The sequence below is a fragment of the Pseudomonas sp. GM41(2012) genome (genome assembly GCF_000282315.2).
GTDB lineage: Bacteria > Pseudomonadota > Gammaproteobacteria > Pseudomonadales > Pseudomonadaceae > Aquipseudomonas.
In genome coordinates this window covers 314,603-337,690 of record NZ_AKJN02000011.1, presented here as the reverse complement: position 1 = coordinate 337,690, position 23,088 = coordinate 314,603, and the positions used below count along the sequence as shown (strand labels likewise).

Here is a 23,088-nt window from a genome sequence, read left to right as displayed (position 1 = left end):
TCAGATGTCGCCTTCCTTTCACCGCCTGCTATTGGTGCCGTTGTTCGGGCTCTGTCTGAACGCTGGCGCCGCACCGCTGGATGAACCGCTCAAACCACTGCCGGCGGTGCCCCAGCAAAATCCGCTGCGGATCGAGCTCGGTCGCCAGTTGTTCAACGAGACACGCTTGTCGGTCAACAATTCACTGTCCTGCGCCGGTTGCCATCGACTGGAAAATGGCGGTGCCGACAACAAGGCGTTTTCCCTCGGGTTCAACGGTGTTCCAGTAACGATCAACACCCCCAGCGTGTTCAACTCCAGCCTGAATTTCCGGCAATTCTGGAACGGCCGCGCCGACACACTGGAAACCCAGATCCACGGCGTGGTGCAAAGCCCCAGTGAAATGGGCAGTAACTGGGAGCATGTGGTGCAGATGCTGACCGCCGATCCGGCTTATCAGACCTCGTTCGCCAACGCCTACCCGGACGGCGTGACCATGAACAATGTGCAGAATGCCCTGGCCACCTATGAACGCACGCTGATCAGCGCCAACTCGCGTTTCGACCAATACCTGCAAGGCGACACCGACATTCTCAGCCTTGACGAGAAGTACGGTTACCAACGCTTCAAGGACTACGGCTGCATCGCCTGCCACCAGGGCGTCAACATCGGCGGCAACATGTTCCAGAAGTTCGGGGTCATGGGCGACTACTTCAAGACTCGGGGCAACCCCACCGAAGCCGACCTGGGCCGCTATCTGGTCACCAAAGACGAAGAGGACCGCAACGTATTCAAGGTCCCGAGCCTGCGCAACGTCGCTGTGACCGCGCCGTACTTTCACGATGGTTCGGCCAAAACCCTCGAAGAGGCGGTGGATGTGATGTTCAAGTTCCAGCTCGGTCGTATTCCCTCTGCCGACGACAAGACGCTGATCATCAAATTCCTCAAGACCCTGACCGGTGAATGGGGAGGCAAGCCCTTATGAAAACATCTAACCGCCGCAACCTCGCGTTGCTCGGCGTCGTGGCCCTGATGCTGGCTTCAGTGCTGCTGTTCCTGTACCTCAAATCCAGCTCGAACCAGACGACGACCTACACCGAATCCCGGGACTTGATCGGCCGGATCAAGCAACTGAACGCACAATGGGAAACCGAGATCCTCAAGGCCAGGGTCGCCATCAGTCATAACTACGATCCGTTGGTCTCGCCACTGACCGAGATAACGAACCTTTGGGAGCGGTTCGACACCATGGAGTCGAACCACGGCCGCAACGACTCGCCCATCTGGCGCGCCAGCCATGATGCGTACCTGAGCGCCATTCAGGAAAAGACCCGTTTGGTGGAGCAGTTCAAGTCTCACAACGCCGTGCTGCGCAACTCACTGGCGTTCCTGCCCACCGCCGAGGACGACATTCAGGAACAGCTGTCCGGGTTGGTGGGTGAGGACCAACTGCAACTTCAGAACGCCGCCACCGACACCTATGACTTGCTGCTCAGCAGCCTGGAGTTCGCTCAGGTCACCTCCGATGACAGGGCCGCCGACATTCTGCTCGGGCTGAACAAACTGGGGGTGAACAAACAGCGTCTGCCTGAACAGTTCCACAATCCGATCGACATTATGAGCAACCACATCGCGCTGATTCTGCGCGAACAACCCGTGGTCAATCGGTTACTGGAAAACATCGAAGCCGTTCCCGTGGCCGAACGCCTGGACGACATTACCAACCTGCTGAACACCGACCAGCAGCGGACCGACGCGGTCGATCAGCGTTATCACTTCTACATGCTGGTGTTTTCCGTACTGTTGGTGCTGTTACTGGTGTACCTGGCGATTCACCTGATGCGCAGTTTCAACGTGATCAATCGCGTCAACATAGCCCTGCAAACCGCCAATGAAGACCTCGAACTGCGGGTTGAAGAGCGCACCCGCGAACTCAAGGATACCCAGAGCGAACTGCTCGACACCGCGCGCCAGGCCGGCATGGCCGAGATCGCCACCAATGTGCTGCACAACGTCGGCAACGTGCTCAACAGCGTGAACATTTCGGCCGACCTGGTGACCCGCAAACTGCGCGGCAGCAAGGCACTGGGCCTGGGCAAGGCCATGCAGCTGATCAACGACCATCAAGGTGACCTCGGCACCTTTCTGACCGAGGACCCGAAAGGCAAGTTGCTACCCGGTTACCTGAATCAACTGGTGGACGCGATAGCCCTGGAACAACAAGGCATGACCGACGAACTGGCCCAGTTGACCAAAAGCGTGGACCACATCAAGGACATCGTCGCCACCCAGCAGTCCTACGCGGGCGCCAACAGCCTGATGGAACCGCTGCACATCAGCGAATTGCTGGAAGACGCTCTGCGCATGAACTCCGGCGCCCTGACCCGACACCATGTCACGGTGGTCAAGGAGTACGGCGATGTGCCGCAGGTGATGGGTGACAAGCATCGATTGTTGCTGATCCTGATCAACCTGATCAGCAACGCCAAATACGCCATGTCCGACCTCACCAATCGCCCACGACAAATGACCCTGGGGGTCAAAATCGTCGAAGACAAGATCCTGCAAGTGAGCGTCAAGGACGACGGCGAAGGCATCGCCGAGGAAAACATGACGCGCATCTTTTCCCACGGGTTTACTACCCGCAAGGAAGGTCACGGCTTCGGCCTGCACAGCTGCGCCCTGGCCGCCATCGAAATGAACGGCCACCTCACCGCCCACAGCGACGGACCGGGCAAGGGCGCGCTGTTCACGTTGCAGATCCCGCTGAAAACCGTCAAGGAGGAAGCATGAGCGAGCTTTCGAACCGACGCATTCTGCTGATCGATGACACCCCGTCCATTCACGTGGACTTCCGCAAGATTCTCACGCCCATGCCGGAGCAGACCGTCGAACTGGACGAGATGGAGGCCGAGCTGTTTGGCAGCGAAGTGAAATCAACTCGTGCACTGTTCGAGCTCGACTCGGCCTATGGCGGCCAGGAAGGCCTGGGCAAACTCAAATGGGCCTTGCAGGAAAACCACCCCTACGCTGTGGCCTTCGTCGACATGCGCATGCCCGAGGGCTGGGACGGTGCGCAGACCATCGAACATTTGTGGCAGGCCGACCCGCGCCTGCAAGTGGTGGTGTGCACCGCCTATTCCGACTATTCCTGGGATGAACTGCTCGATCGATTGAACGCACATGACCGGCTGCTGATCCTGAAAAAACCGTTCGACAACATTGAAGTCCAGCAGATGGCCAACACCCTGTTGACCAAATGGGACATGACCGAACGGGCCAGCGTGCAGATGGACCATTTAGGGCAAATGGTCGAACGCCGAACCCGGCAGCTCACAGAAACCAGCGTCGAATTGCAGCGGGAAATCGACGAGCGCAAACAGCTGGAAACCCAATTGGTGCAATCGGAAAAACTCGCTTCATTGGGGCAACTCGCGGCCGGCGTCGCCCATGAAATCAACAACCCCATCGGCTTCATTTCCTCCAACCTCGGCACCCTGGATGGCTACTTCAAACAACTGCAGGAAATGCTCGACGCCTATCGGGATGCGGAAGAGGCGATCGGCTCCAGCGAGCTCATCGAGCGTTTGAACCAACTGCGCGAACGGGTCGAGCTGGAGTTCCTGCGCGAGGACATTCCGCTGCTGATCAAGGAATCCAAGGACGGCATCAACCGGGTGGGGCAGATCGTCAAGGACCTGAAGGACTTTTCCCGGGTGGACTCCAATCAGGAATGGCAGTGGGCCAATCTGCAACAGGGCATCGAATCGACCTTGAACATTGTCGCCAACGAACTCAAGTACAAGGCCGATGTGCTCAAGGAATATCAGGCGTTGCCCGACATCGAATGCCTGCCTTCGCAAATCAATCAGGTGATCATGAACCTGATCGTCAACGCCTCTCAGGCCATCGGTCCGGAGCGCGGCACCATCACCTTGCGCACCGGGCTTGAAGCGGAAACGGTGTGGATCGAGGTCGAAGACACCGGCGCCGGTATTGCGCCGGACTGCCTGCAAAAAATCTTCGACCCGTTCTTCACCACCAAACCGGTGGGCCAGGGGACGGGGCTGGGGTTGTCCCTGTCCTATGGCATCGTGAAAAAACACCGGGGGGATATTACGGTGCGCAGTGAAGTGGGCGTGGGAACCACGTTTCGGGTCCAGTTGCCGATTCACCAATCCAAACTCTGAACCCCCTGTAGGAGCAAAGCTTGCTCGCGATCGCGGTGTGTCAGTCACTATTAATGTCGACTGACACACTGCGATCGCGAGCAAGCTTTGCTCCTACAGGGGTGGGGGTCAGGTGGCTTCCTGGAAATCCATCTCCGGTGGCTGGCGACGGAAGCCGCCGGTCAACACCGCCAGGTACACCACGCCAATCGCCAGCCAGCTCAATCCCAGATAGATCGCCAGGTGATCGAGGCTGACCATCAGCCACAAATCCGCCGCCAGACCGATAAACGGGAACAGCAGGAACAACACGAATTCACGCATCCCTTTGTGCTCACCGCCGATCCAGTAGTGAAAGATCACCGACAGGTTCACCAGACTGAACGCCAGGAACGCGCCGAAGTTGATGAACGAGGTTGAGGTGGTGACGTCCAGTTTCAGCGCCAGCAAAGCGACCACGGCGCACAGCAGGATGCTGTTGACCGGCGTGCCAAAGCGTTCATGCAAGGTGCCGAAGAACGATTTTGGCAGCACGCCATCACGGCCCATGGCGAACAACAACCGCGAGCCGCTGGCCTGAGCCGACAGGCCCGACGCAAACTGGCCGACGATCAGGCCGATCAGGAAGATCGACACGAACAGGTCACCACCAATGTTGCGGGCAATTTCATAGGCCGCCGAGTCGACGCTGTCGAACTGGAACGACGGATGCGCGATCTGCACGAAGTACGACACACCGACGAAGATCAACCCGCCGATCAGGGTGATCAGCATGATCGCTCGCGGGATGGTGCGGCGCGGGTCGCGGGTTTCTTCGGTCAGGGTGCTGACCGCGTCAAACCCGAGGAATGAATAACAGGCGATGGCTGCACCGCTCATGATCAGCGGCATCTGCATGTCACCGTTGAAGAACGGTTTGACCGACCACAACGGCGTGCTCGCATCACCACCGACGTAATGAACGCACAGCGCAACGAAGGCGATCAGCACCAGGAACTGCACCAGCATCAGTAACGCGTTGATGCCGTTGGCCAGTTTCAGACCGACGATGTTGATCGCGCTGGTGATGCCGATGAACGCCAGCACCCAGATCCACTGCGGCACGGCCGGGAACGCGGAGTTGAGGTAGGCCGCGCCGATCAGCCAGATCGCCATCGGCAGGAACAGGTAGTCGAGCAGCACGGCCCAACCGGCGATGAAACCGAGTTTCGGGCTGATCGCCTTGCGGACATAGCTATAGGCCGAGCCAGCGACAGGAAACGCCGAGGCCATTCGGCCGTAACTCATGGCGGTGAAAAACATCGCCACCAGCGCCGCCAGGTAAGCGGCCGGGACCATACCGGCGGTGGATTGAGCGAGGATGCCAAAGGTGCCGAGCACGATGATCGGCGTCATGTAGGCGATGCCGAACAGCACCACCGACCCCAATGACAGGGTGCGTTGCAAATGAGCCATGAGCGACTACTCCGAATTTATTAGATTTATGGCAGAGCCGAGTTCGGCAAAAATTTACGTCTACTTCAAAAGCCACCCCTCACCCCAGCCCTCTCCCCACGGGGGAGAGGGGGAAAGGGGGTAGATATCCATGCTTTTCAAATCCTGAGTTCGACTCGGTTATTCAGGTCGATGTAGAGCTTTGCATCACCTCGGTCAGTCCCCTCTCCCTCCGGGAGAGAGGGGAAAGGGGGCAGATCTCCATGCTTTTCAAATCCTGAGTTCGACTCGGTTATTCAGGTCGATGTAGAGCTTTGCATCACCTCGGTCAGTCCCCTCTACCCCTTGGGGAGAGGGTTAGGGTGAGGGGTGGTTAGAACTGACACCCCGCATATTTCCTAGCGCGAAGGAATCATCAGCTCCCGCAATCCACAAGCATGCTCAACAATCTCCCCCGGCAACCGCAGCCGCTGATCATCCAGATACCGATAATCCTGCCGCGCCGCCGTCAGCTGATTCAGGTCCAGCTCCACTGCAAACTGCCCCTCCTCCCGTCCGGCCTCGAACAACAAAGTCCCCAGCGGATCCACCAGCGCACTGCCGCCCGCAAACACCAACCCGCCATCGCCCTCTTCCACCCGGTTGACCATCAGCGCAAACGCCTGGTTTTCCTGGGCGCGGGCCATGATCGCGGTGCGGTGAGTCGGGCCGTAAGGGTCCATGTTGCCGTTGGTGACGATCAACAGTTCGGCCCCCAATTGCGCCAGGGCCCGGGCGGTTTCCGGGAATTCGATGTCGTAGCAAATCAGCAGGCCAACCCGCACACCGTTCCACTCACAGGTGGCGTAACGGTCGCCGGCCTCGAACACCCCGCGATCCGACGCCCACAGGTGCGTCTTGCGATATTTCAGCGCGATACCTTCGGGGGTGATCAGCAGCGTGGTGTTGTAGAAGCGGCCGTTGTCGTTCTCGGCCATGCCGATCACTACGGCGATGTTGCGTTCACGGGCGGCCGCTTGAATCGCGCTGACGGTCGGACCGTCCAGCGGTTCGGCGGTTTCGGCCAACGCCTCGAGGGTCGGGAAGCCCATCAGGTGGGTTTCGGGAAACACGATCAGCTGCGTATCGGCAGCACAGGCCGCCATCGCCTTCAGAGCGCGTTCGAGGTTGTAAGCCGTGTCGTTGTCACGGCCCGCCAACTGGGCGAGTTCGACTTTCATGGGTATTCCTTGTTCTTCGCCAGGCTGGCAGAAAGATTGCCCGGTCGGTGTCTGTGCGCCAGTATGCGCAGCAAGCCAGCGGCCGGGAATCACGCCGCTGGGGTAACCCGATAGGGGTAGAGGCATGACACTCTCGTTAGACGACATCGCGTGGCACCGCTCGGTCGGGCAACTGATCGATGCCCTGGACAAGCCCAATTTCTGGACGCAGCTGGTACGGTTGCTGGATCAGTACGTGACCTTCGACAGCTGGGTGGCGCTGCTTTTCAGCGCCGATCAGCACCCGCAAGTGTTCGCCGAATGCCCGGGCGCGGACGGCAGTCCCGATCAGTTGTTCCAGGACTATCTGCGCGGTTTGTACCTGCTCGATCCGTTCTACATCGCCTGTCGCGAGCAATCGCGCACCGGGCTCTATCGCCTGTCGGAAGTGGCGCCGGAGCATTTCGAGCTGACCGAGTATTACCAGCGCTACTTTCGTCTGAATGTGGTGGCCGATGAAATCCAGTTCAATTGCCAACTCGAAGGCGACCGCACGCTGTGCCTGTCACTGGGCAGCAAGCAGCGTTTCAGCGGCCAGCAGATTGCCTTGCTGTCGCTGATCCAGCCTTGGGTACTTGGCCTGTTGCGCCAGCGCCTGCCCTACGAAATCAACGAAGTCGTGGCCCTCGCACCGGCACCACCGCAAGTCGACTGGCGCGTGCAGCTGGAGGCGTCAGTGCAGCAACTCAAAGGCGCGCAATTGACCGCCCGGGAGCTGGATGTCGGGCGTTTGATGCTCAGCGGTTGCTCCAGTAAAGAAATCGCCCGTAAGCTGGAAATCTCTGTCGAAACCGTGAAAGTCCATAAGAAACACATGTACAGCAAACTGGGGATCAAATCCCAGTCAGAGCTGTTTTCGATTTTTCTCCAGGCACAAAATGCCTGATTACAACGCGGAGTGCTTTTTACTGTGGGAGCGAGCCTGCTCGCGATTGCGGTCTTTCATTCAGCATTGATGTCGACTGAACCACCGCAATCGCGAGCAGGCTCACTCCCACAGGGATCTGTGTGTATCCATGCCCCTGCTGCGTTGAAATTATTGAGTCCGAACCCAAGGAAACCGTATGAGCCTGTCACTCCTGAGCCGCTACGCCTTCTTTGCCGTCTGTGTGATGTTCACCCTCGCCAGCCTGCCCTTCCTGGAGCACGACTGGCTCTGGCCGATCACCGTCGTCACCGGCATTCTCAGCCTCGTGGGCCTGTTCGATCTGCTGCAAAGCCCTCACGCCGTGCGCCGTAATTACCCGATTCTCGGCAACATCCGCTATCTGGTAGAGGGTATTCGCCCGGAAATCCGCCAGTACCTTCTCGAGTCCGACAGCGACGCCCTGCCCTTCTCCCGGGCTCAGCGTTCGCTGGTCTATTCACGGGCCAAGAACGAAAGCGCCGACAAACCCTTCGGCACCTTGATCGATGTGTATCAGTCGGGTTTCGAATTCATCGGCCACTCCATGCGCCCGGCGCCGTTGAGCGACCCGAGCAGTTTCCGGGTAACGGTCGGCGGCCCGCAGTGCATGCAGCCGTACTCGGCGTCGGTGTTCAACATCTCGGCCATGAGCTTCGGCTCCCTCAGCGCCAACGCCATTCGCGCGTTGAACCAAGGGGCGAAACTCGGCAACTTCGCCCACGACACCGGCGAAGGCAGCATCAGCGCCTATCACCGGGAGAACGGCGGCGACTTGACCTGGGAACTCGGCAGCGGCTACTTCGGCTGTCGCACCGCTGACGGGCGCTTCGACCCTGAACGCTTCGCCGTACAAGCGCAGACGCCGCAAGTGCGGATGATCGAAATCAAGATGAGCCAGGGCGCCAAGCCTGGTCATGGCGGGATCCTGCCCAAGCACAAAGTCACCAAGGAAATCGCCGAAACCCGCGGCATCCTGATGGGCGAAGATTGCATCTCGCCGTCACGCCACAGTGCGTTTTCCACGCCGATTGAACTGATGCACTTCATCCAGCAACTGCGTGAACTGTCCGGCGGCAAACCGGTGGGCTTCAAGTTCTGCCTGGGCCACCCGTGGGAATTCATGGGCATCGCCAAGGCCATGCTGGAAACCGGCATCCTCCCCGACTTCATCGTGGTCGATGGCAAGGAAGGCGGCACCGGCGCCGCGCCCGTGGAATTCACCGACCACATTGGTGTGCCGATGCGCGAAGGCCTGCTGTTCGTGCACAACACGCTGGTCGGCCTGAACCTGCGGGACAAAATCAAACTCGGCGCCAGCGGCAAGATCGTCAGCGCCTTCGACATCGCCAGCGTCCTGGCCATCGGCGCCGACTGGGCTAACTCGGCGCGCGGCTTCATGTTCGCCATCGGCTGCATCCAGTCGCAAAGCTGCCACACCAACAAATGCCCGACCGGTGTCGCCACCCAGGACACCCTGCGCCAACGCGCACTCGTCGTCCCGGACAAGGCCCAACGCGTCTTCAACTTCCACCGCAACACACTCAAGGCCCTGGCCGAAATGCTCGCCGCTGCCGGGTTGGAACACCCTTCGCAATTGTCGGCCAAGCATTTGGTACGGCGCATGTCGGCGACCGAGATCAAACTGTTCTCGCAGTTGCATGTGTTCTTGAAACCGGGGGAGTTGCTGACCGGTGAAGTGAATGGCGAGTTTTACTCGCGGATGTGGCAGATGGCGCGGGCGGACAGTTTTGAGCCTAATGAAGTCGTAGCGGCCTGAACCCGACGGCCCCAGTCATCGCGCTTTACCAGTGCAGCGCCTTAATCGGCGCTGGCTCTTTCATAACAATAAAACCGTAATCGCCAATCAGATAAATCCGGTAGTACTGGCTCTCCACCAGCGGCGGATAGTGCTGATAACCCACCCGGGTCGCGTTACGTCGCTCCTTCTCCGCAACGACGTTGGTGATCCCCACTTTCGGCAGGTTCTCGGCCAGCATGTAGAAGTCGATGTTCAGCAGATAGTGCAGCACTGGCATCTGCTTGAACGAACCCGCCGCTCCCCGCAGCCAGTGATCGGAATAGGTCACTGACATGTATATGCGCTTGGCTTCAAGCAGCTGTCGATTCGACGCGATGTCGTGTTCAAGACTTAGCAACGCACTGGTCGCGAAGGCTTTCTGCACCGTTAGCACGCGCCCATAGGCATACGAAATCGAAAGCATCGCCAGCAATGGAACCATCAACAACAGCGGCATCCGCTGGTGGATTCGTGACAGCGCCAGATGGCTCAAATAGAACAACAGCACCAACAGGACCGCGAAGCCCATCAGGGTCCTGGCGCCTTCATTGAAGTCCCGGAAAAACAGCGCCATACCCGACACCAGTAAAGTCACTACCGGTAATACCAGCACGCAGATCAGGCCGATCAGCATTTTGTTCGCGGTGCTGTCCTGACGCGCCACGACGTTGAGAGCCAGGCGAACCGCGCCAGCCATGGCGCACAGCAACAACCCGGCGAACACCCAGGCAAATCCGCCGTGAAACAGCAGCACGACTTTTTCCAGCACCCGGGCGATGTTGACGTGCAATTGCAGCAACGGCTCCGCGCTCCAGTTCAGCAGCAGGGTGCGATTGTGTTGAGTGAACGGATAAGCACTGACGGCGTAAATCAGGCAGCCCAGGAAGGCCTGAGCAATTTTCCAGCCGATCAACCCGCACCATTGCGGCCAGGCCAGTTTGTCATTGGCGCCCCTGAGTACCTCCACGCAACACAACCCGAGAAACACATTGAAGCTCACCTGATACAGCCCTATCGCCAAGGCCACCAGGAAGGACGGCACCAGCCACTGCTGAATGCGCGAGGGGGGACGAAAGGTGATCGCATAGATGACCGCCACCACGCTCAACGCCATGGCGGGCCCGTCGTATTGATAAGACAGGTTTTGCAGAAAGAACGGGTTGTACCAGAGTGGTAGCGTCACCAGGCAGCAGGCAATCGTCGGTTGCGGGTAATAATGAAACGTCAGGCTGGTCAGCGCCGCGGCCATGGCCAGTGTGGCGATCAACAGTGGCAGCGGAAAGATGTTCGGCGCGGCATTGCTGAAAGTCAGCACGTTGTAGAACAGCTCGCTGAACAACCGCCCCTGCTCCGTCCAGGCCATACCGGCCGACAACGATCGCCAGTTGTCATCGATATACGGATAGTCCGCGAGGAGCAGCGGCACCACATACACAAAGGTCGCCAACAGAAAAAACAGCCAGACCTGCCGGCGCCCGAGTTCTTTGCTGAAAAAGTCGCTGAACCTGCCCATGCTAAATCCCGAGCCGGTCTTTGCCGCCGACGATGTCTTTCACCACATAACGCGGCCGATGCTTGGCTTCGATGTAGATGCGGCCGACGTACTCACCGAGGATGCCGATACCGATCAGCTGCACGCCGCCGAGAAACAGAATAGCCGTCATCAACGACGGGTAACCGGGGACGCTGTTGCCGAAGAAAATCTTGTCCAGCACCATGTACACCGCGTAGAGCACCGCGAAGATCGAAATTCCGCCACCGATGTAAGTCCATAAGCGCAACGGCACCGTACTGAACGAGGTCACGCCTTCCAGCGCCAGGTTCCAGAGTTTCCAGCCATTGAACTTGCTGGTGCCCGCCGCTCGCTCGGCGCGTTCGTATTCCACCACCACGGTGTTGAACCCGGCCCACGACAGCACGCCTTTCATGAACAACTGGTGCTCGGGCAGCGCGCGAATCACGTCGACCACCTTGCGATCCATCAGTCGAAAATCCCCGACGTTTTCTTCGATGCGGGTGTAAGCGATGCGGTTCAGCACACGGTAGAACAGCGAAGCGCTGTGGCGTTTCAGGTAACTGTCGGCGGTGCGATTCCGGCGCTTGGCAAGCACCACATCCGCGCCTTTTTGCCATTCGCCAATCAACCGCGGGATAACGCTGATCGGGTCCTGCAAATCGACATCCATGGGAATCACCGCATCGCCGGTGGCATATTCCAGGCCGGCGAACAACGCCGGTTCCTTGCCGAAGTTGCGCGAGAAGTTGATCAGTAAGACCTGTTCATCGGCCTGCGCCAAGGCCTTGACCTCCTCCGCCGTCCGGTCGGAACTGCCATCGTTGATGAACACGATTTCGACCTCGGCCTGGTCAAGCCTCAACTCGCGACGCACTGCCTGATAAAACAGGCTGATCGCCTGTTCTTCATTGAATACCGGAACGATCAACGAGACTTTCATGCGTTACGCTCGCGAAAGACCACGTACTTTGAAAACAGAAAGCCAAGCACCAGGCTCAATACCGAAAAAATAGCCACCGTCAGCAGGCCATGAAGTCTCCACACGTCGCCTGCATGGCCAACGCCCAGACTCAGCGCCCCCATGGTTCCCAAGAATAGAAGATAACCGCCGACCGACGCCTTGGCTTCGAAGGTATACAGCGCGTTCATGTAGAAGGAAAACGAGGCGGCAACGCAGAAGGCAGCCAGGTTGCTGACAGCCTGACTGAGGCCGGCCCCCACGCTCAGCAGGAAAAAAATTTGCCAGTGAATCAGCGTGTTGGCGACCCCGACTACCGTGTAGCTGGAAAATCCTTTCCACAAGAATCTCATGGCGATTCTCCCGTTTCACGTCATAAAACTTTGAACTTGTCTACTGTCAGAAATCACAGGTGGGCGGACCTTTCAGACCAGCGGTCAGGGCTTGCCTGAATGCCTGGAGACATCCCGTAATATCCCGGTTTTGCAATTGCCAGCGAATCACGCCACCCTGCGCGCCGCCGCCGATGTGCTGCACGCAACGCCTTCTGATACTCCTTATTCCCACATCCGTTCACGAGCCTGCCGTCATGACGTTTGAGCGCGATCACCGAATCGACTTTTTTCGCGGCCTGGCACTGATCTTCATTTTTTGGGATCACGTGCCTCACAACCCCCTTGGCCAAATCACCCTGCGCAATCTCGGTTTCAGCGATGCCGCAGAAATATTCGTGTTTCTCGCCGGCTACGCGGCCGTCCTGGCCTACGGCAAAATCCTTGCGCGCGATGGTTACCTGATCGCCTGCGTGAAGATTCTGCGGCGCGCCTGGGTGCTCTACGTGGTCCATATTTTCCTGCTGGCCATGCTGATGGGCATCGTGTTCTTCGCCAACAGCCATGTGGAAACCCGCGATCTGGTGGAGGAAATGGGCTTGCATCACTTCATCACCAACCCCCAGCAAGCGTTGACGGATGAGTTACTGCTGCGCTTCAAGCCGAACCTGATGGACCCGCTGCCGCTGTACATCGTGCTGCTGGCGGGATTGCCACTGGTCCTGCCGTTGCTGGTGCGCAAGCCGTGGGCGGTGGTAGCGGTGTCATTGGCGGTGTACGTGCTGGCACCGCGGTTTGGCTGGAACCTGGCGGCCATCAAGGACGGTGTGTGGTACTTCAACCCCGTCACCTGGCAACTGCTGTTTATCCTCGGCGGCTTTATGGCGATTCACGGGCTGCGGCCACGGTTGCCCGACACTCGCCCGCTGTTGCGCCAGCCCTTGTTTGTCAGCGCGGCGGTGTACGTGGTGGTGACCGGGGTGATTACTGTCTCCTGGCGCTGGCCGGAAATACACGATGCCCTGATGCCTGCCAGCCTGAGCAACCTGCTGTACCCGATCAGCAAGACCGATCTGTCGCCAGTCCGTCTGCTGCACTTCCTGGCGCTGGCCTATGTCACCGCCAGGCTCTTGCCCGGCAACGGCTGGACGCAAAACTGGCTGGCGCAGCAATGCTGCCGCATGGGGCGCTACTCACTGGAAGTTTTCTGCCTCGGCGTGCTGTTGGCGCCGTTGGCGGACATGCTCAACGCCCTGACCGACGACGCATTTGCCATGCAGGTTTTCACCGCGTTGGTGGGTGCCGGGGTGATGGCGTTGCTGGGGGCGTGGCTGGATTTCAACAAGCGGTTGAATCGGCAAATGTCGGTGGCGGCCGCTTAAGATCAAGAGATCGCAGCCTCGTTTCACTCGACAGCTCCTACAGGGAAATGTGTTTGCCGATCGTCCTCGCGATTCCTGTAGGAGCTGTCGAGTGAAACGAGGCTGCGATCTTTTGACCCTCCAAACGCAAAAGCCCCGATCATCACGACCGGGGCTTTTTCATTTCAGGCGTTACGACTTACGAAGCCGAACGCACCGCACCCTGCGACACATTGGTCGGTTGCAGCTTGAACACGTAGAACAACACCGTCAGCAGCACCAGGAACGCCGGGCCCACATAGAGCGCCACGCGAGTGTCCGGGAAGTACGCCATCAGGCCAACCACCAGCACCAAAAACGCCAGCGCCAGGTACGAGCTGACCGGGTACAGCCACATCTTGTATTTCAGACCGGCACGTTCGCTGGCGCTCAGGCCTTGGCGGAACTTGAGCTGGGCCAGCAGGATCATCACCCAGGTCCAAATCGCGCCGAAGGTGGCAATCGCCGTCACCCAGACGAACACTTTCTCCGGGACCATGTAGTTGAGCAGCACACCCAATAACAGCACGAAGATCGACAACAGCAACGCGCGACGCGGCACACCGTTGTTCGAGGTCTTGGCGAAGCCGGCCGGGGCCTGACCGTTCTGCGCCAGGCTGTACAGCATGCGCCCGGTGCTGAAGATGCCACCGTTGCAGGACGACAGTGCCGCGGTAATCACCACGAAGTTGATGATGCCGGCGGCGGTCTTGATGCCCAGACGCTCGAAGGTCATCACGAACGGGCTGCCCTGGGTGCCGATTTCGTTCCACGGGTAGATCGACAGGATCACGAACAACGCGCCGACGTAGAACAGCAGAATCCGCCAGAACACCGAGCCGATCGCATTGGGAATGGTCTTCTGCGGGTTCTTCGCTTCACCCGCGGTCAGGCCGATCATCTCGACGCCGAGGTAGGCGAACATCACCATTTGCAGGGACATCAACACGCCCTGCACGCCGTTGGGCATGAAGCCGCCGTGTGCCCAGAGATTGGAAATCCCCAGCGCCACACCGTCGTTGCCGAAGCCGAACGCGATCACGCCGATGCCGCCAACCACCATCGCAATGATGGTGACGATCTTGATCAGGGCGAACCAGAATTCGAACTCACCGAAGGCTTTCACCGCGATCAGGTTGATCGAGCCCATGCTGATCAGCGCGGCGAGCGCCCAGATCCAGCGCGGCACATCGGGGAACCAGACGCCCATGTACACCGCCACCGCGGTGATTTCCGCAACGCAGGTCACCAGCCACAGGAACCAGTAATTCCAACCGGTCAGGAAGCCCGCCAATGGGCCGAGGTAGTCTTGAGCATACCGGCTGAAGGAGCCGGCGACCGGGTTGTGCACCGCCATCTCGCCGAGGGCGCGCATGATCACAAGGATCGCCAGACCGCCGATGATGTAAGAAAGCATGATTGCCGGACCAGCCATCTCGATGGCTTTGGCCGAACCGAGGAACAGACCGACGCCGATACAGGCACCGAGCGCCATCAAGCGAATATGCCGTTCGCCGAGTTCGCGTTTGAGCGGGCCGCCTTGAGCGGTCTCGCCATTGGGCAGGTGATTGCCTGGCATGGGGTACAACCTCATCTTGTTATTGGATATGACCACCGAGTGTCGAAGCGCTGACCGGTAAGCCAATGCTTTTTTGAAACCGGGCCTGCTTCGTGGGCAAACCCGTCTTGCAGGACAAAACCTGCAAGATCAGCGGGGCGTGCAGTATAAAAAGCTTCCTACAGGGTTTTTCACTCTATAAACCACAACATTCAGCGAGAACTCTCGGTAAAAGTCCGGTTTACGGAGGGGCATTACCTGCATTAAGTAGGATTATTCGCCAATGAAACGGCACGGAGTATTGCACGGTAATGGTGCATCGTCATGCCCCTTCCTGCGCAGAATTTACAGCCCGATGGCTCTGGTTCAGGCATTTCAGACTCCCCACCGCGCATGACGAGTGAGCTTGCTGTGGCTAGGGGGCTTTTGTGGCGAGGGGGCTTGTCGGAACGCCGCATCGCCCCGTTCGGCTGCGCAGCAGTCGTAAAACCGGTACACGCGATGTTCCTGATGGGACTGCTTCGCAGTCCAACGGGGGCAAGCCCCCTCGCCACAGAAACCCCCTCACCACATAAATTCCCCTCACCACATAAAGCCCCCTCACCACAAAAGCGCCTTCGGCACAGGGAATGATGGGAAATCGATATTTGTGTATTCACAATTTTTTCACCAACGCCAACCACCGTCTAAGCTTCAGACAAGTCCTCTCAATCTGCGTGAATGGATCAGTCGACTATGGGCGCTTTGTGGCAAACCGATTCGAGTAAAAATGTGGTTCCGACTGAACGTATGGACGAAGCGCCTTTACCTGAAAAACCCCGAAGCAGTCGCACAAAGCACGGCTGGGGTGCGTTCTGGTTGTTGTTGCTGATTATCCTGGTTGTCCTGGGGCTGGCCGCCGCCAAGGAAATGCGCACGTCGAAGTTCCAATCCCGGGAACTCAGCCAATACGCCGCCACCCTCAGCTACGAGCTGAAACCCGGCCCCAGCGATGCCATTCGCTATCCCGGTGCCGGTCCTTTCGACCTGCGTCTGGGCTACAGCTCTCTGGATGAGTTCCTGCCGCGTCTGATCAAGCGTGACTATGTTGTGGCGTCACAGACCCGGTTTTCGCAAAAGTTGATGGACTACACCGACAAGGGCTTTTTCGTGCCCTACGCGGAGAAAATCCAGGCTGGATTGGTGATCACCGATTGCCGTGCGGCACCGCTTTACCAGTACAAGTACCCACAACAACTGTATTCAAGCTTTGCGGCGATCCCCCCCGTGGTGGTCAACAGTTTGCTGTTCATCGAAAACCGCTTTCTGCTCGATCCCCGTCAGCCCCGGGCCAACCCTGCCGTGGACTGGCCTCGGTTCGGCATGGCGGCGTGGTCCCAGGTCGCCAAGTTGATGCACCTGCCGGGCCAGTCGGCGGGCGGCAGTACCCTGGCAACGCAACTTGAGAAGTACCGGCATTCGCCCGATGGCCTGACCGTGTCGGGCGGGGAAAAAATCCGTCAGATGATTTCTGCCAGTGTGCGCGCCTATCAGGCCGGACCGGAGACCCTCGAAGCCCGGCAGAACGTGATTCGCGACTACCTCAACAGCGTGCCCCTGTCGGCAGTACCGGGCCACGGTGAAGTGCATGGCATGGCCGAAGGTTTGCGCGTCTGGTACGGCGCTGATTTCAACCAGGCCAACGAGCGGCTGGCCAGCAAGGAGACAGATCCGAAAAGCATGTCGGAAAAAGGTCTGGCCCTGCGTGAGATGCTGTCTTTGATGATTGCCCAGCGTCGCCCTTCCCACTACCTGACCAAGGGGCGCGAGGAACTGGCCGACCTCACCGACAGCCACATTCGCCTGCTGGCACAGAATGACGTGATCGATGCGCCACTCGCGGCAGCGGCATTGGCCAGCAAAGTGACCTATCGCGACTGGCAAACGCAGCCAACCATTCAGCCGATCGAAACCAACAAAGGCATCAGCGTGGCTCGCAGTCGTCTGGGCGGGTTGCTCAACCGTCCGCTGTACGACCTCGATCGCCTTGATCTTTCCGCCACCAGCACCCTGCAAGGCGAATTGCAAACCCAGGCTACCGAGTACCTGAAGCATCTGGCCGACCCTGTGTTTGCGGCGCAGATCGGCTTGATGGGCGAACGCCTGCTGACTCCCACCAGCACCACCCAGGTGCGCTACAGCTTCACGCTGTTCGAACTGACCCCGGACGGCTCGCGGGTGCGGGTGCAGACCGACAGCACCGACCAGCCGTTCGATATCAATGAAGGCAGCAAGCTGGAGCTGGGCTCCACCGCCAAGATGCGTGTGCTGACCACCTATTTGCAGATCATGGCCGAGCTGCACGATAAATACGCAACGATGACCATCCCGGAACTGAAGAAGGTCGACGTCCCTGATCAGGACCGCCTGAGTCGCTGGGCCGTCGATTACCTGATCCAGAACAAAGACCGCAACTTGCCAGCCATGCTCGGCGCTGCACTGGATCGCAAATACTCGGCCAGCCCCGGTGAAGCTTTTTTCACCGGTGGCGGGCTGCACACCTTCGTTAACTTTCGCAAAGAAGACAACGGCCGTCTCCCTACCCTGCGCGATGCCCTGCGCGAGTCGATCAACCTGCCGTTCATTCGGCTGATGCGTGACCTGGTGCGCTACACCACGTATTCAGGCGCCAACAGCAGCGCCGAATTGCTCAAGGACGACCGCGACCCTCGGCGCCAGGAATACCTGGCTTCGTTTGCCGACCGCGAAGGCACGTCGTTCCTGCTGAAATTCTGGAAGAAGTACAAGAACAAGGACACCCAGGCGCGGCTCGAGACATTCCTCGACAGCATGCGCCCGACCCCGATTCGCATGGCCGCAGTGCATCGTTATCTGTTGCCACAGGCCAGCCAGGAAAGCTTCAACATGTTCGTGCGCTCGCACCTGAAAGGCGCCAAGCTCACCGAAAAACTGACTGACGAACGACTCCAGCGGCTTTACGAAAGCTACGGCCCTGGCGCCTACGATTTGCCGGACCAGGGCTTCATCGCCAAGGTCCACCCGCTCGATTTGTGGTTGATGGGTTACCTGCTGAACAACCCGGATGCCAAGTTCAGCCAGATCGTCAAAGCCAGCCAGTTCGAACGCCAGGAAGTCTACAGCTGGCTGTTCAAAAGCCGCCACAAGGGTGCCCGCGACAGCCGCATTCGCACCATGCTGGAGATCGAGGCGTTCCTCGACATTCACCAGCGCTGGCAGAAAGTCGGCTATCCGTTCGATCACCTGGTACCGTCGCTGGCCACCGCCATCGGCAGTTCCGGCGACCGTCCGGCAGCCTTGGCGGAGCTGATCGGTACCATCCTCAACGACGGCGTGCGCATGCCGACACTGCGCATCGACAGCCTGCACTTCGCGGCGAACACGCCGTATGAAACCAAACTGATCAATGACCCGGATGTCGGTAAACGGGTGATGCCTTCCGAGGTGGCCGCCGCCATGCGCGAAGCGTTGTCGCAAGTGGTGGATGCCGGTACAGCCAAACGTATCTCCGGCAGTTTCGTAACGCCTGATGGCAAACCATTGGCCATGGGCGGTAAAACCGGTACGGGCGATAACCGCATCGAAGCCTTCGGCTCAGGTGGGCGAATTCTGAGTTCGAAATCCATTAACCGCACCGCGACCTTCGTGTTCTACATCGGCGACAGTCACTTCGGCACGATGACGGCGTTCGTGCCCGGGCAATCGGCCGAAGCGTTCAAGTTCACCTCGGCCCTGCCGGTGCAAGTGCTCAAGGGGATGGCGCCGATTCTGATGCCGTACCTGCAACCGGGTAGCAGTGTCGCGTGTGCGCCGGTTCCGACATCGCGACTGTGAGCTTTTGCGCAGCAGGTGGTATTTAACTATTTTTCAGATTTGAATACTGGATAGCGCCGAGGCTTATCACTCGGCGCTGTTTTTTTATCTCTACGTCAATCAGCCCACTTCCGAGTCCCAAATAACCGTGACATTGCCCGAATAGCTTCGGGAGGTGCCCGGATGGATCATTTCCTGAACGGCCTCGCGGGGCACTTCGAAATGCAGGGTACCGGGTTTGCGATCCAGGTAAATGCCAGGTTGAAACAACTCGGTGCCAACGCCATCACGTCGCAGGCGGCGACGATTCACCGGCTGCCCCGCCGCATCCACGATCCCGTTCGGCAAAGTGACGCTGACTTCAAGCGGCACCGCGTGACCGGAGGCGGGCTCCCACAGTGCACAGTTGATATCGCTGTAGTATTGGCATTGCAGGCTCATCTTGAAGCGGCTCGACGCAGAGATATTAAATGTCTGATCGCGCGATAATCGTGTCGGTTTACGACCCTGCTCCAGCCAGGATTGCCAACCGCCTTGCGGTTCCAGCAAGACTCGATTGCCACTGGGCGGAATATCCACCTTCAAGGTGTGTTGTACGTCGAGGACGAAGTCCAGGGTCAGGCTGCCGTCGTCTGGAACCATGTACGGTCCAAAATCAAAATCGGCTCCGGAGCCCATGGTGTAGGTAATGGCACCGGTATAGAGCCCGCTCGACATGCTCAATGGATTGGGCGTGCGCAATTCATAGGCAAAATCGAGCGTATCGAAATACATGGACGGGATTTTGAAAAGGGGCACTTTGACACAGGACGCTTCCACTGGCGCTCTCCAGAAAAAACGATACCATTCGGGGCCATACGCCCCTACGCCGCTGACTTGACAAGGGAGTGGCGCATTGACCCAGCCCAGCCCTTCCCAAAGCTTGCGATGGCCTTCGAGAATGTCCGTCACCCCGACCAGATTGGCAGCTGAATCACTCAGGAAGAATCTGGAGCCGATGCCGATTATGCGCACTTCAACCAACTCCGTTTCCCGGGTCTGGGCGTTGGTAATCGTCAGCTGCCGCCAGTTGGCCGGTACCTTTAACGGAACGCCTTCACCCGGCTCTATAGCGCGAGTGGAGTCGAAACGAATCGGCAACTCAATACTGAACATATTGTATCGGGAGCATTGAACCGGGTAGCTGGCACAGTATCCACTGTTCGGTGTTTTGTTGATGAACACGTTTTTACTCGGCTGCGACGGATCGGGCTGGAACAACGCCGTGATCTCCCGATTCGCCGCCTCTGCCGAAGGCGCCGCCATTACCATCAATAACGCCAGACCACACGCAGACATTTTCATGGATTTAACCCGTCTTCTATTCGGTAGAGATGATGTCGGCCCGCGCTCACTCCCCCGGCGCTCTGGCGTTGAACAACAACAGTACGTTGCCGTTGTAATCCCCCGGGCGGTATCCCCCGAACGGTATCACCGGAGCAATTTCAAGCAACACCCGCGCGCCTGTCGCTGCTTCAGCCGCCGACACCACCCGCTGTGGAGAAAGGCCCAACCACACCCCGTTGAAACTGACCCGCAACAAAATGTCGTCAACCGGCCTGCCATTCGACAGGAAGGGGACGACCTCCAGGCGCGCTTCAATGGCGCTGGTGTCATGCCGCACATCGAAATACTTGCGCACGCTGTTCAGGGTCGATGTCGAAGGGTTCCAGATCAACTGCTGCGGCCGGTGAATCCAGTCCGTCTCGGTCGGAATGATATAAAACCCCAAGGTCGGAATATCCGCCGACACTTCGAACGTGTGTTCCTCTCGCGCCGCGAAGGCGCAAGCACTTATCAGCGTCAAGACACTCATGCACCCGGCGATGGTCGCTTGCTTGATCCTGTCAGTTATCTGGTGCATCACCGATGACCTCATCATTGCTTGCTGGCGATGCGCAACGTCTTTTTCGCGTCGCCCTCGATCAGATTGAAGCGGTACTCGCGACCGGGCTTCTTCTCGAATTCGAAGGACTTGCCCGCGAGGACGTGGTGTTTGGTGGTCGGCTCGCACTCGGTCTCATCCTTCAGCGAGCAGTTGCGAAACTCATCGACCACCACCACCGTATTGCCGTTATTGCGCAGCGTGTAACGCTCGGCTGCGTCATCGATCACGCTGTCGAAACGACTGTCCTTTGGCCGCACGAAGAACACCGTGCCAAACCCGGTCATGACGTTGACCCCCGCCGACAAGTTCTTTTTGTACTCATCGCGTTCGTCGCTGGACACCGCAAACTCGTCTTCCTTTTCCGGCACCACCGGCACAAAACGCACACGAAAATATCGTTCGGTGTCCCGATTGCCCATCAGCAGCAAGCGTGTGCCCTGCATGCCATTGGCCGGCACGATCAACCGCGCGGGACTGGCCATCAAGCCATCGCGGCCACTCTCATCCGCCTGTGTCTTGACTGGCACTTCACGGGGCGCTCCATCGGCGTCGTAGAGGATTTCCAGAATGTTGACTTTGACGAACGCGGTGCTGTCACCGCTGTTGAACACACGCTTGAGGTACGTGCTCTTGTCACCATCCAGATAGTCGTAAACCGTTCCGACGTTGATCTGCGGCCCGGCCTGAAGACCCAAGGAAAAACCGCTCAAACCCAACAGTAACCACAAACGTTTCATACCCTTGAACCTCATGACATTGAACACAACACGGATGGCACCTGGCGCTACGCAATCCATCAAAGATCCGAATCCCAGATCACCGTGACGTTGCCGGCGTAGTAGCCCGCCTGACCGGGGCTGAGCATGAAACCCATCTGGCTGGGCGGAATTTCGAAGTGCAGGACGCCTGGACGTCTGTCCACATAGAAACCCGGTTGAAACTGCTGGGCATTCGATGCACCGGCACGTAGCCGACGATGCTTGACCGGTTGACCGGCGAGGTCGGCCAGGCCATTTGGCAGCGTGGTGCTGACCTGCACCTCAACCGCACGTCCGGTCTTGCGGTCCAGGATCATGCACTCATAAGGGTTCATGGCAATTTCGCATTCCAGGTGCATTTTGAAACGCGTCGACGCCGAGATATGAAAACTCTGGTCCCAGAACAACCGCACAGGCTTGCGCCCTTCCTGCAACCAGCTTTGCCAGCCACCTGCCGGGGTCAATCGGATTTTTTCCCCGCCAGGAGGAAGATCGACCTTCAGGGTGTGCAGTACGTCCAGCACGAAGTCCAGGGTCAGGTTGCTGTCGTCCGCAGGCATGCCGCCGATGTCGAAATCGGCGCCCTGGCCGATCCGATAGTTCATCGAGCCGGTATAGAGCCCGCTCGACATTCCCAACGGGTTAGGCGTGCGCAATTCATAGGCAATATCCAGAGTTTCGAAAGACATGTGCGGGATAGCAAAGTTGGTTCTTTTGTTGCAGGCCGCCTCTACCGGGGTTTTCCAGAAGAATCGATAGGTATTGGGTCCGTACGCCCCTACACCGCTGTACTCGCAAGGAGACGGCGCGTAGACCCAGCTACTGCCGAACCACAGCTTCTGATGTCCATCGAGTATGTCTGTCACGCCGACCAGGCTGGCGGCTGAATGACTCAGCACGTATTCGGAACCTACACCGGTAATGCGCACCTCGACCGTTTCGGTTTCCATCGTTTGCCTGTTCGTCACCGTCAGTTGTCGCCAATTGGCCGGTACTTTCAGAGGGATGAGATCCAGACGCCCGATGTTTGCCCTGGGCCCAAAGCGAAACGGCAAACGAATGCTGAACATATTGTTTTCCCGGCACTGGTCAGGGTAAGTCGCGCAATAGCCGCTGTTCGGGGTCCTGTTGATGAATACGTTTTTTTGCGGCTGCGATGAGTCGGGGATGAACACCGCCCGGATCTCCTGATTCACCGCCCCCACCGATGGAACCACCAGCGTCATCGCCAGCGCCAGGCCGATAGTAGAGATTTTCATGGT

Annotated in this window: 17 protein-coding genes and 1 pseudogene; 8 read left to right on the top strand and 10 right to left on the bottom strand. The window is 58.6% G+C overall.

Features of this window, described 5'->3' with window-relative positions; translation table 11 throughout:
• Positions 1 to 4: 4 nt before the first annotated feature.
• The 4 genes and pseudogenes from PMI27_RS01400 to PMI27_RS32590 all read left to right on the top strand — a co-directional run bounded on the left by PMI27_RS01400 (position 5) and on the right by PMI27_RS32590 (position 4,169).
• Positions 5 to 964 (top strand): cytochrome-c peroxidase, encoded by a 960-nt coding sequence (locus PMI27_RS01400; RefSeq protein WP_008147866.1) that lies wholly within the window; start codon positions 5 to 7, stop codon positions 962 to 964.
• The gene (locus PMI27_RS01405; RefSeq protein ID WP_008147865.1) at positions 961 to 2,772 is read left to right on the top strand and encodes a DAHL domain-containing protein; all 1,812 of its coding nucleotides are present in this window, start codon (positions 961 to 963) and stop codon (positions 2,770 to 2,772) included. Before PMI27_RS01400 ends, PMI27_RS01405 begins: the two co-directional genes overlap by 4 nt.
• Positions 2,773 to 3,362: 590 nt before the next feature.
• A pseudogene (locus PMI27_RS32595) lies at positions 3,363 to 3,449 on the top strand (hypothetical protein); the annotation flags it as partial.
• A gap of 57 nt (positions 3,450 to 3,506) precedes the next feature.
• Positions 3,507 to 4,169 carry an ATP-binding protein gene (locus tag PMI27_RS32590; protein WP_443200791.1) on the top strand — a complete coding sequence of 221 codons (663 nt, stop codon included), beginning with the start codon at positions 3,507 to 3,509 and terminating at the stop codon, positions 4,167 to 4,169.
• 108 nt (positions 4,170 to 4,277) lie between these two features.
• Here PMI27_RS32590 and PMI27_RS01415 read toward each other — a convergent pair whose 3' ends face one another.
• On the bottom strand, positions 4,278 to 5,603 hold the full coding sequence (locus PMI27_RS01415; RefSeq protein WP_008147862.1) for an APC family permease: 1,326 nt from the start codon (positions 5,601 to 5,603) through the stop codon (positions 4,278 to 4,280).
• 377 nt (positions 5,604 to 5,980) lie between these two features.
• Positions 5,981 to 6,802, bottom strand: a complete 822-nt coding sequence (locus PMI27_RS01420; protein WP_008147859.1) for a carbon-nitrogen hydrolase family protein — start codon at positions 6,800 to 6,802, stop codon at positions 5,981 to 5,983.
• A gap of 124 nt (positions 6,803 to 6,926) precedes the next feature.
• On the opposite strand from PMI27_RS01420, the gene PMI27_RS01425 reads away from it, so the two are divergent.
• Both PMI27_RS01425 and PMI27_RS01430 read left to right on the top strand, forming a co-directional pair.
• Entirely contained in the window at positions 6,927 to 7,727 is an 801-nt protein-coding gene (locus PMI27_RS01425) for a helix-turn-helix transcriptional regulator (RefSeq protein ID WP_008147857.1), read from the top strand.
• A 178-nt stretch (positions 7,728 to 7,905) separates the two neighbouring features.
• Positions 7,906 to 9,525, top strand: coding sequence for an FMN-binding glutamate synthase family protein (locus tag PMI27_RS01430; RefSeq protein ID WP_008147855.1), 1,620 nt, complete (start codon positions 7,906 to 7,908; stop codon positions 9,523 to 9,525).
• A gap of 25 nt (positions 9,526 to 9,550) precedes the next feature.
• Here PMI27_RS01430 and PMI27_RS01435 read toward each other — a convergent pair whose 3' ends face one another.
• From PMI27_RS01435 to PMI27_RS01445, 3 genes are read right to left on the bottom strand one after another with little or no spacing between them, the layout of a single operon-like run.
• On the bottom strand, positions 9,551 to 11,059 hold the full coding sequence (locus tag PMI27_RS01435) for a glucosyltransferase domain-containing protein (protein WP_008147853.1): 1,509 nt from the start codon (positions 11,057 to 11,059) through the stop codon (positions 9,551 to 9,553).
• Position 11,060: 1 nt separating this feature from the next.
• Complete coding sequence (locus tag PMI27_RS01440; RefSeq protein ID WP_008147851.1) at positions 11,061 to 12,002, bottom strand: glycosyltransferase family 2 protein; 942 nt, start codon at positions 12,000 to 12,002, stop codon at positions 11,061 to 11,063.
• Positions 11,999 to 12,373: a GtrA family protein gene (locus tag PMI27_RS01445; protein ID WP_008147849.1), complete on the bottom strand. Its 375-nt coding sequence runs from the start codon at positions 12,371 to 12,373 to the stop codon at positions 11,999 to 12,001. Before PMI27_RS01445 ends, PMI27_RS01440 begins: the two co-directional genes overlap by 4 nt.
• Before the next feature lie 236 nt (positions 12,374 to 12,609).
• Here PMI27_RS01445 and PMI27_RS01450 point away from each other — a divergent pair, with 236 nt between their 5' ends.
• Positions 12,610 to 13,734 carry an OpgC family protein gene (locus tag PMI27_RS01450; protein ID WP_008147847.1) on the top strand — a complete coding sequence of 375 codons (1,125 nt, stop codon included), beginning with the start codon at positions 12,610 to 12,612 and terminating at the stop codon, positions 13,732 to 13,734.
• Positions 13,735 to 13,912: 178 nt separating this feature from the next.
• Here the strand turns inward: PMI27_RS01450 and PMI27_RS01455 are convergent, their stop codons facing one another.
• On the bottom strand, positions 13,913 to 15,331 hold the full coding sequence (locus PMI27_RS01455; RefSeq protein WP_008147845.1) for an amino acid permease: 1,419 nt from the start codon (positions 15,329 to 15,331) through the stop codon (positions 13,913 to 13,915).
• Positions 15,332 to 16,045: 714 nt separating this feature from the next.
• Between PMI27_RS01455 and PMI27_RS01460 the strand changes: the two genes are divergently transcribed.
• Positions 16,046 to 19,162, top strand: a complete 3,117-nt coding sequence (locus PMI27_RS01460; RefSeq protein ID WP_008147843.1) for a transglycosylase domain-containing protein — start codon at positions 16,046 to 16,048, stop codon at positions 19,160 to 19,162.
• Positions 19,163 to 19,261: 99 nt separating this feature from the next.
• On the opposite strand, the gene PMI27_RS01465 is transcribed toward PMI27_RS01460, so the two are convergent.
• The 4 genes from PMI27_RS01465 to PMI27_RS01480 are packed head-to-tail and all read right to left on the bottom strand — an operon-like array spanning position 19,262 to position 23,085.
• Positions 19,262 to 20,485 (bottom strand): hypothetical protein, encoded by a 1,224-nt coding sequence (locus PMI27_RS01465; RefSeq protein WP_008147841.1) that lies wholly within the window; start codon positions 20,483 to 20,485, stop codon positions 19,262 to 19,264.
• A 46-nt stretch (positions 20,486 to 20,531) separates the two neighbouring features.
• The gene (locus tag PMI27_RS01470; protein ID WP_008147840.1) at positions 20,532 to 21,044 is read right to left on the bottom strand and encodes a CS1 type fimbrial major subunit; all 513 of its coding nucleotides are present in this window, start codon (positions 21,042 to 21,044) and stop codon (positions 20,532 to 20,534) included.
• 14 nt (positions 21,045 to 21,058) lie between these two features.
• Positions 21,059 to 21,805, bottom strand: coding sequence for a hypothetical protein (locus PMI27_RS01475; RefSeq protein ID WP_008147839.1), 747 nt, complete (start codon positions 21,803 to 21,805; stop codon positions 21,059 to 21,061).
• A gap of 59 nt (positions 21,806 to 21,864) precedes the next feature.
• Positions 21,865 to 23,085 carry a hypothetical protein gene (locus PMI27_RS01480; protein WP_008147838.1) on the bottom strand — a complete coding sequence of 407 codons (1,221 nt, stop codon included), beginning with the start codon at positions 23,083 to 23,085 and terminating at the stop codon, positions 21,865 to 21,867.
• Between the last annotated feature and the right edge of the window lie 3 nt (positions 23,086 to 23,088).

Coding starts and splice junctions, on each gene's coding strand:
- PMI27_RS01400 (WP_008147866.1), top strand. CDS start 5: ATGTCGCCTTCCTTTCACCGCCTGCTATTGGTGCCGTTGTTCGGGCTC.
- PMI27_RS01405 (WP_008147865.1), top strand. CDS start 961: ATGAAAACATCTAACCGCCGCAACCTCGCGTTGCTCGGCGTCGTGGCC.
- PMI27_RS32590 (WP_443200791.1), top strand. CDS start 3,507: ATGCTCGACGCCTATCGGGATGCGGAAGAGGCGATCGGCTCCAGCGAG.
- PMI27_RS01415 (WP_008147862.1), bottom strand. CDS start 5,603: ATGGCTCATTTGCAACGCACCCTGTCATTGGGGTCGGTGGTGCTGTTC.
- PMI27_RS01420 (WP_008147859.1), bottom strand. CDS start 6,802: ATGAAAGTCGAACTCGCCCAGTTGGCGGGCCGTGACAACGACACGGCT.
- PMI27_RS01425 (WP_008147857.1), top strand. CDS start 6,927: ATGACACTCTCGTTAGACGACATCGCGTGGCACCGCTCGGTCGGGCAA.
- PMI27_RS01430 (WP_008147855.1), top strand. CDS start 7,906: ATGAGCCTGTCACTCCTGAGCCGCTACGCCTTCTTTGCCGTCTGTGTG.
- PMI27_RS01435 (WP_008147853.1), bottom strand. CDS start 11,059: ATGGGCAGGTTCAGCGACTTTTTCAGCAAAGAACTCGGGCGCCGGCAG.
- PMI27_RS01440 (WP_008147851.1), bottom strand. CDS start 12,002: ATGAAAGTCTCGTTGATCGTTCCGGTATTCAATGAAGAACAGGCGATC.
- PMI27_RS01445 (WP_008147849.1), bottom strand. CDS start 12,373: ATGAGATTCTTGTGGAAAGGATTTTCCAGCTACACGGTAGTCGGGGTC.
- PMI27_RS01450 (WP_008147847.1), top strand. CDS start 12,610: ATGACGTTTGAGCGCGATCACCGAATCGACTTTTTTCGCGGCCTGGCA.
- PMI27_RS01455 (WP_008147845.1), bottom strand. CDS start 15,331: ATGCCAGGCAATCACCTGCCCAATGGCGAGACCGCTCAAGGCGGCCCG.
- PMI27_RS01460 (WP_008147843.1), top strand. CDS start 16,046: ATGGGCGCTTTGTGGCAAACCGATTCGAGTAAAAATGTGGTTCCGACT.
- PMI27_RS01465 (WP_008147841.1), bottom strand. CDS start 20,485: ATGAAAATGTCTGCGTGTGGTCTGGCGTTATTGATGGTAATGGCGGCG.
- PMI27_RS01470 (WP_008147840.1), bottom strand. CDS start 21,044: ATGCACCAGATAACTGACAGGATCAAGCAAGCGACCATCGCCGGGTGC.
- PMI27_RS01475 (WP_008147839.1), bottom strand. CDS start 21,805: ATGAAACGTTTGTGGTTACTGTTGGGTTTGAGCGGTTTTTCCTTGGGT.
- PMI27_RS01480 (WP_008147838.1), bottom strand. CDS start 23,085: ATGAAAATCTCTACTATCGGCCTGGCGCTGGCGATGACGCTGGTGGTT.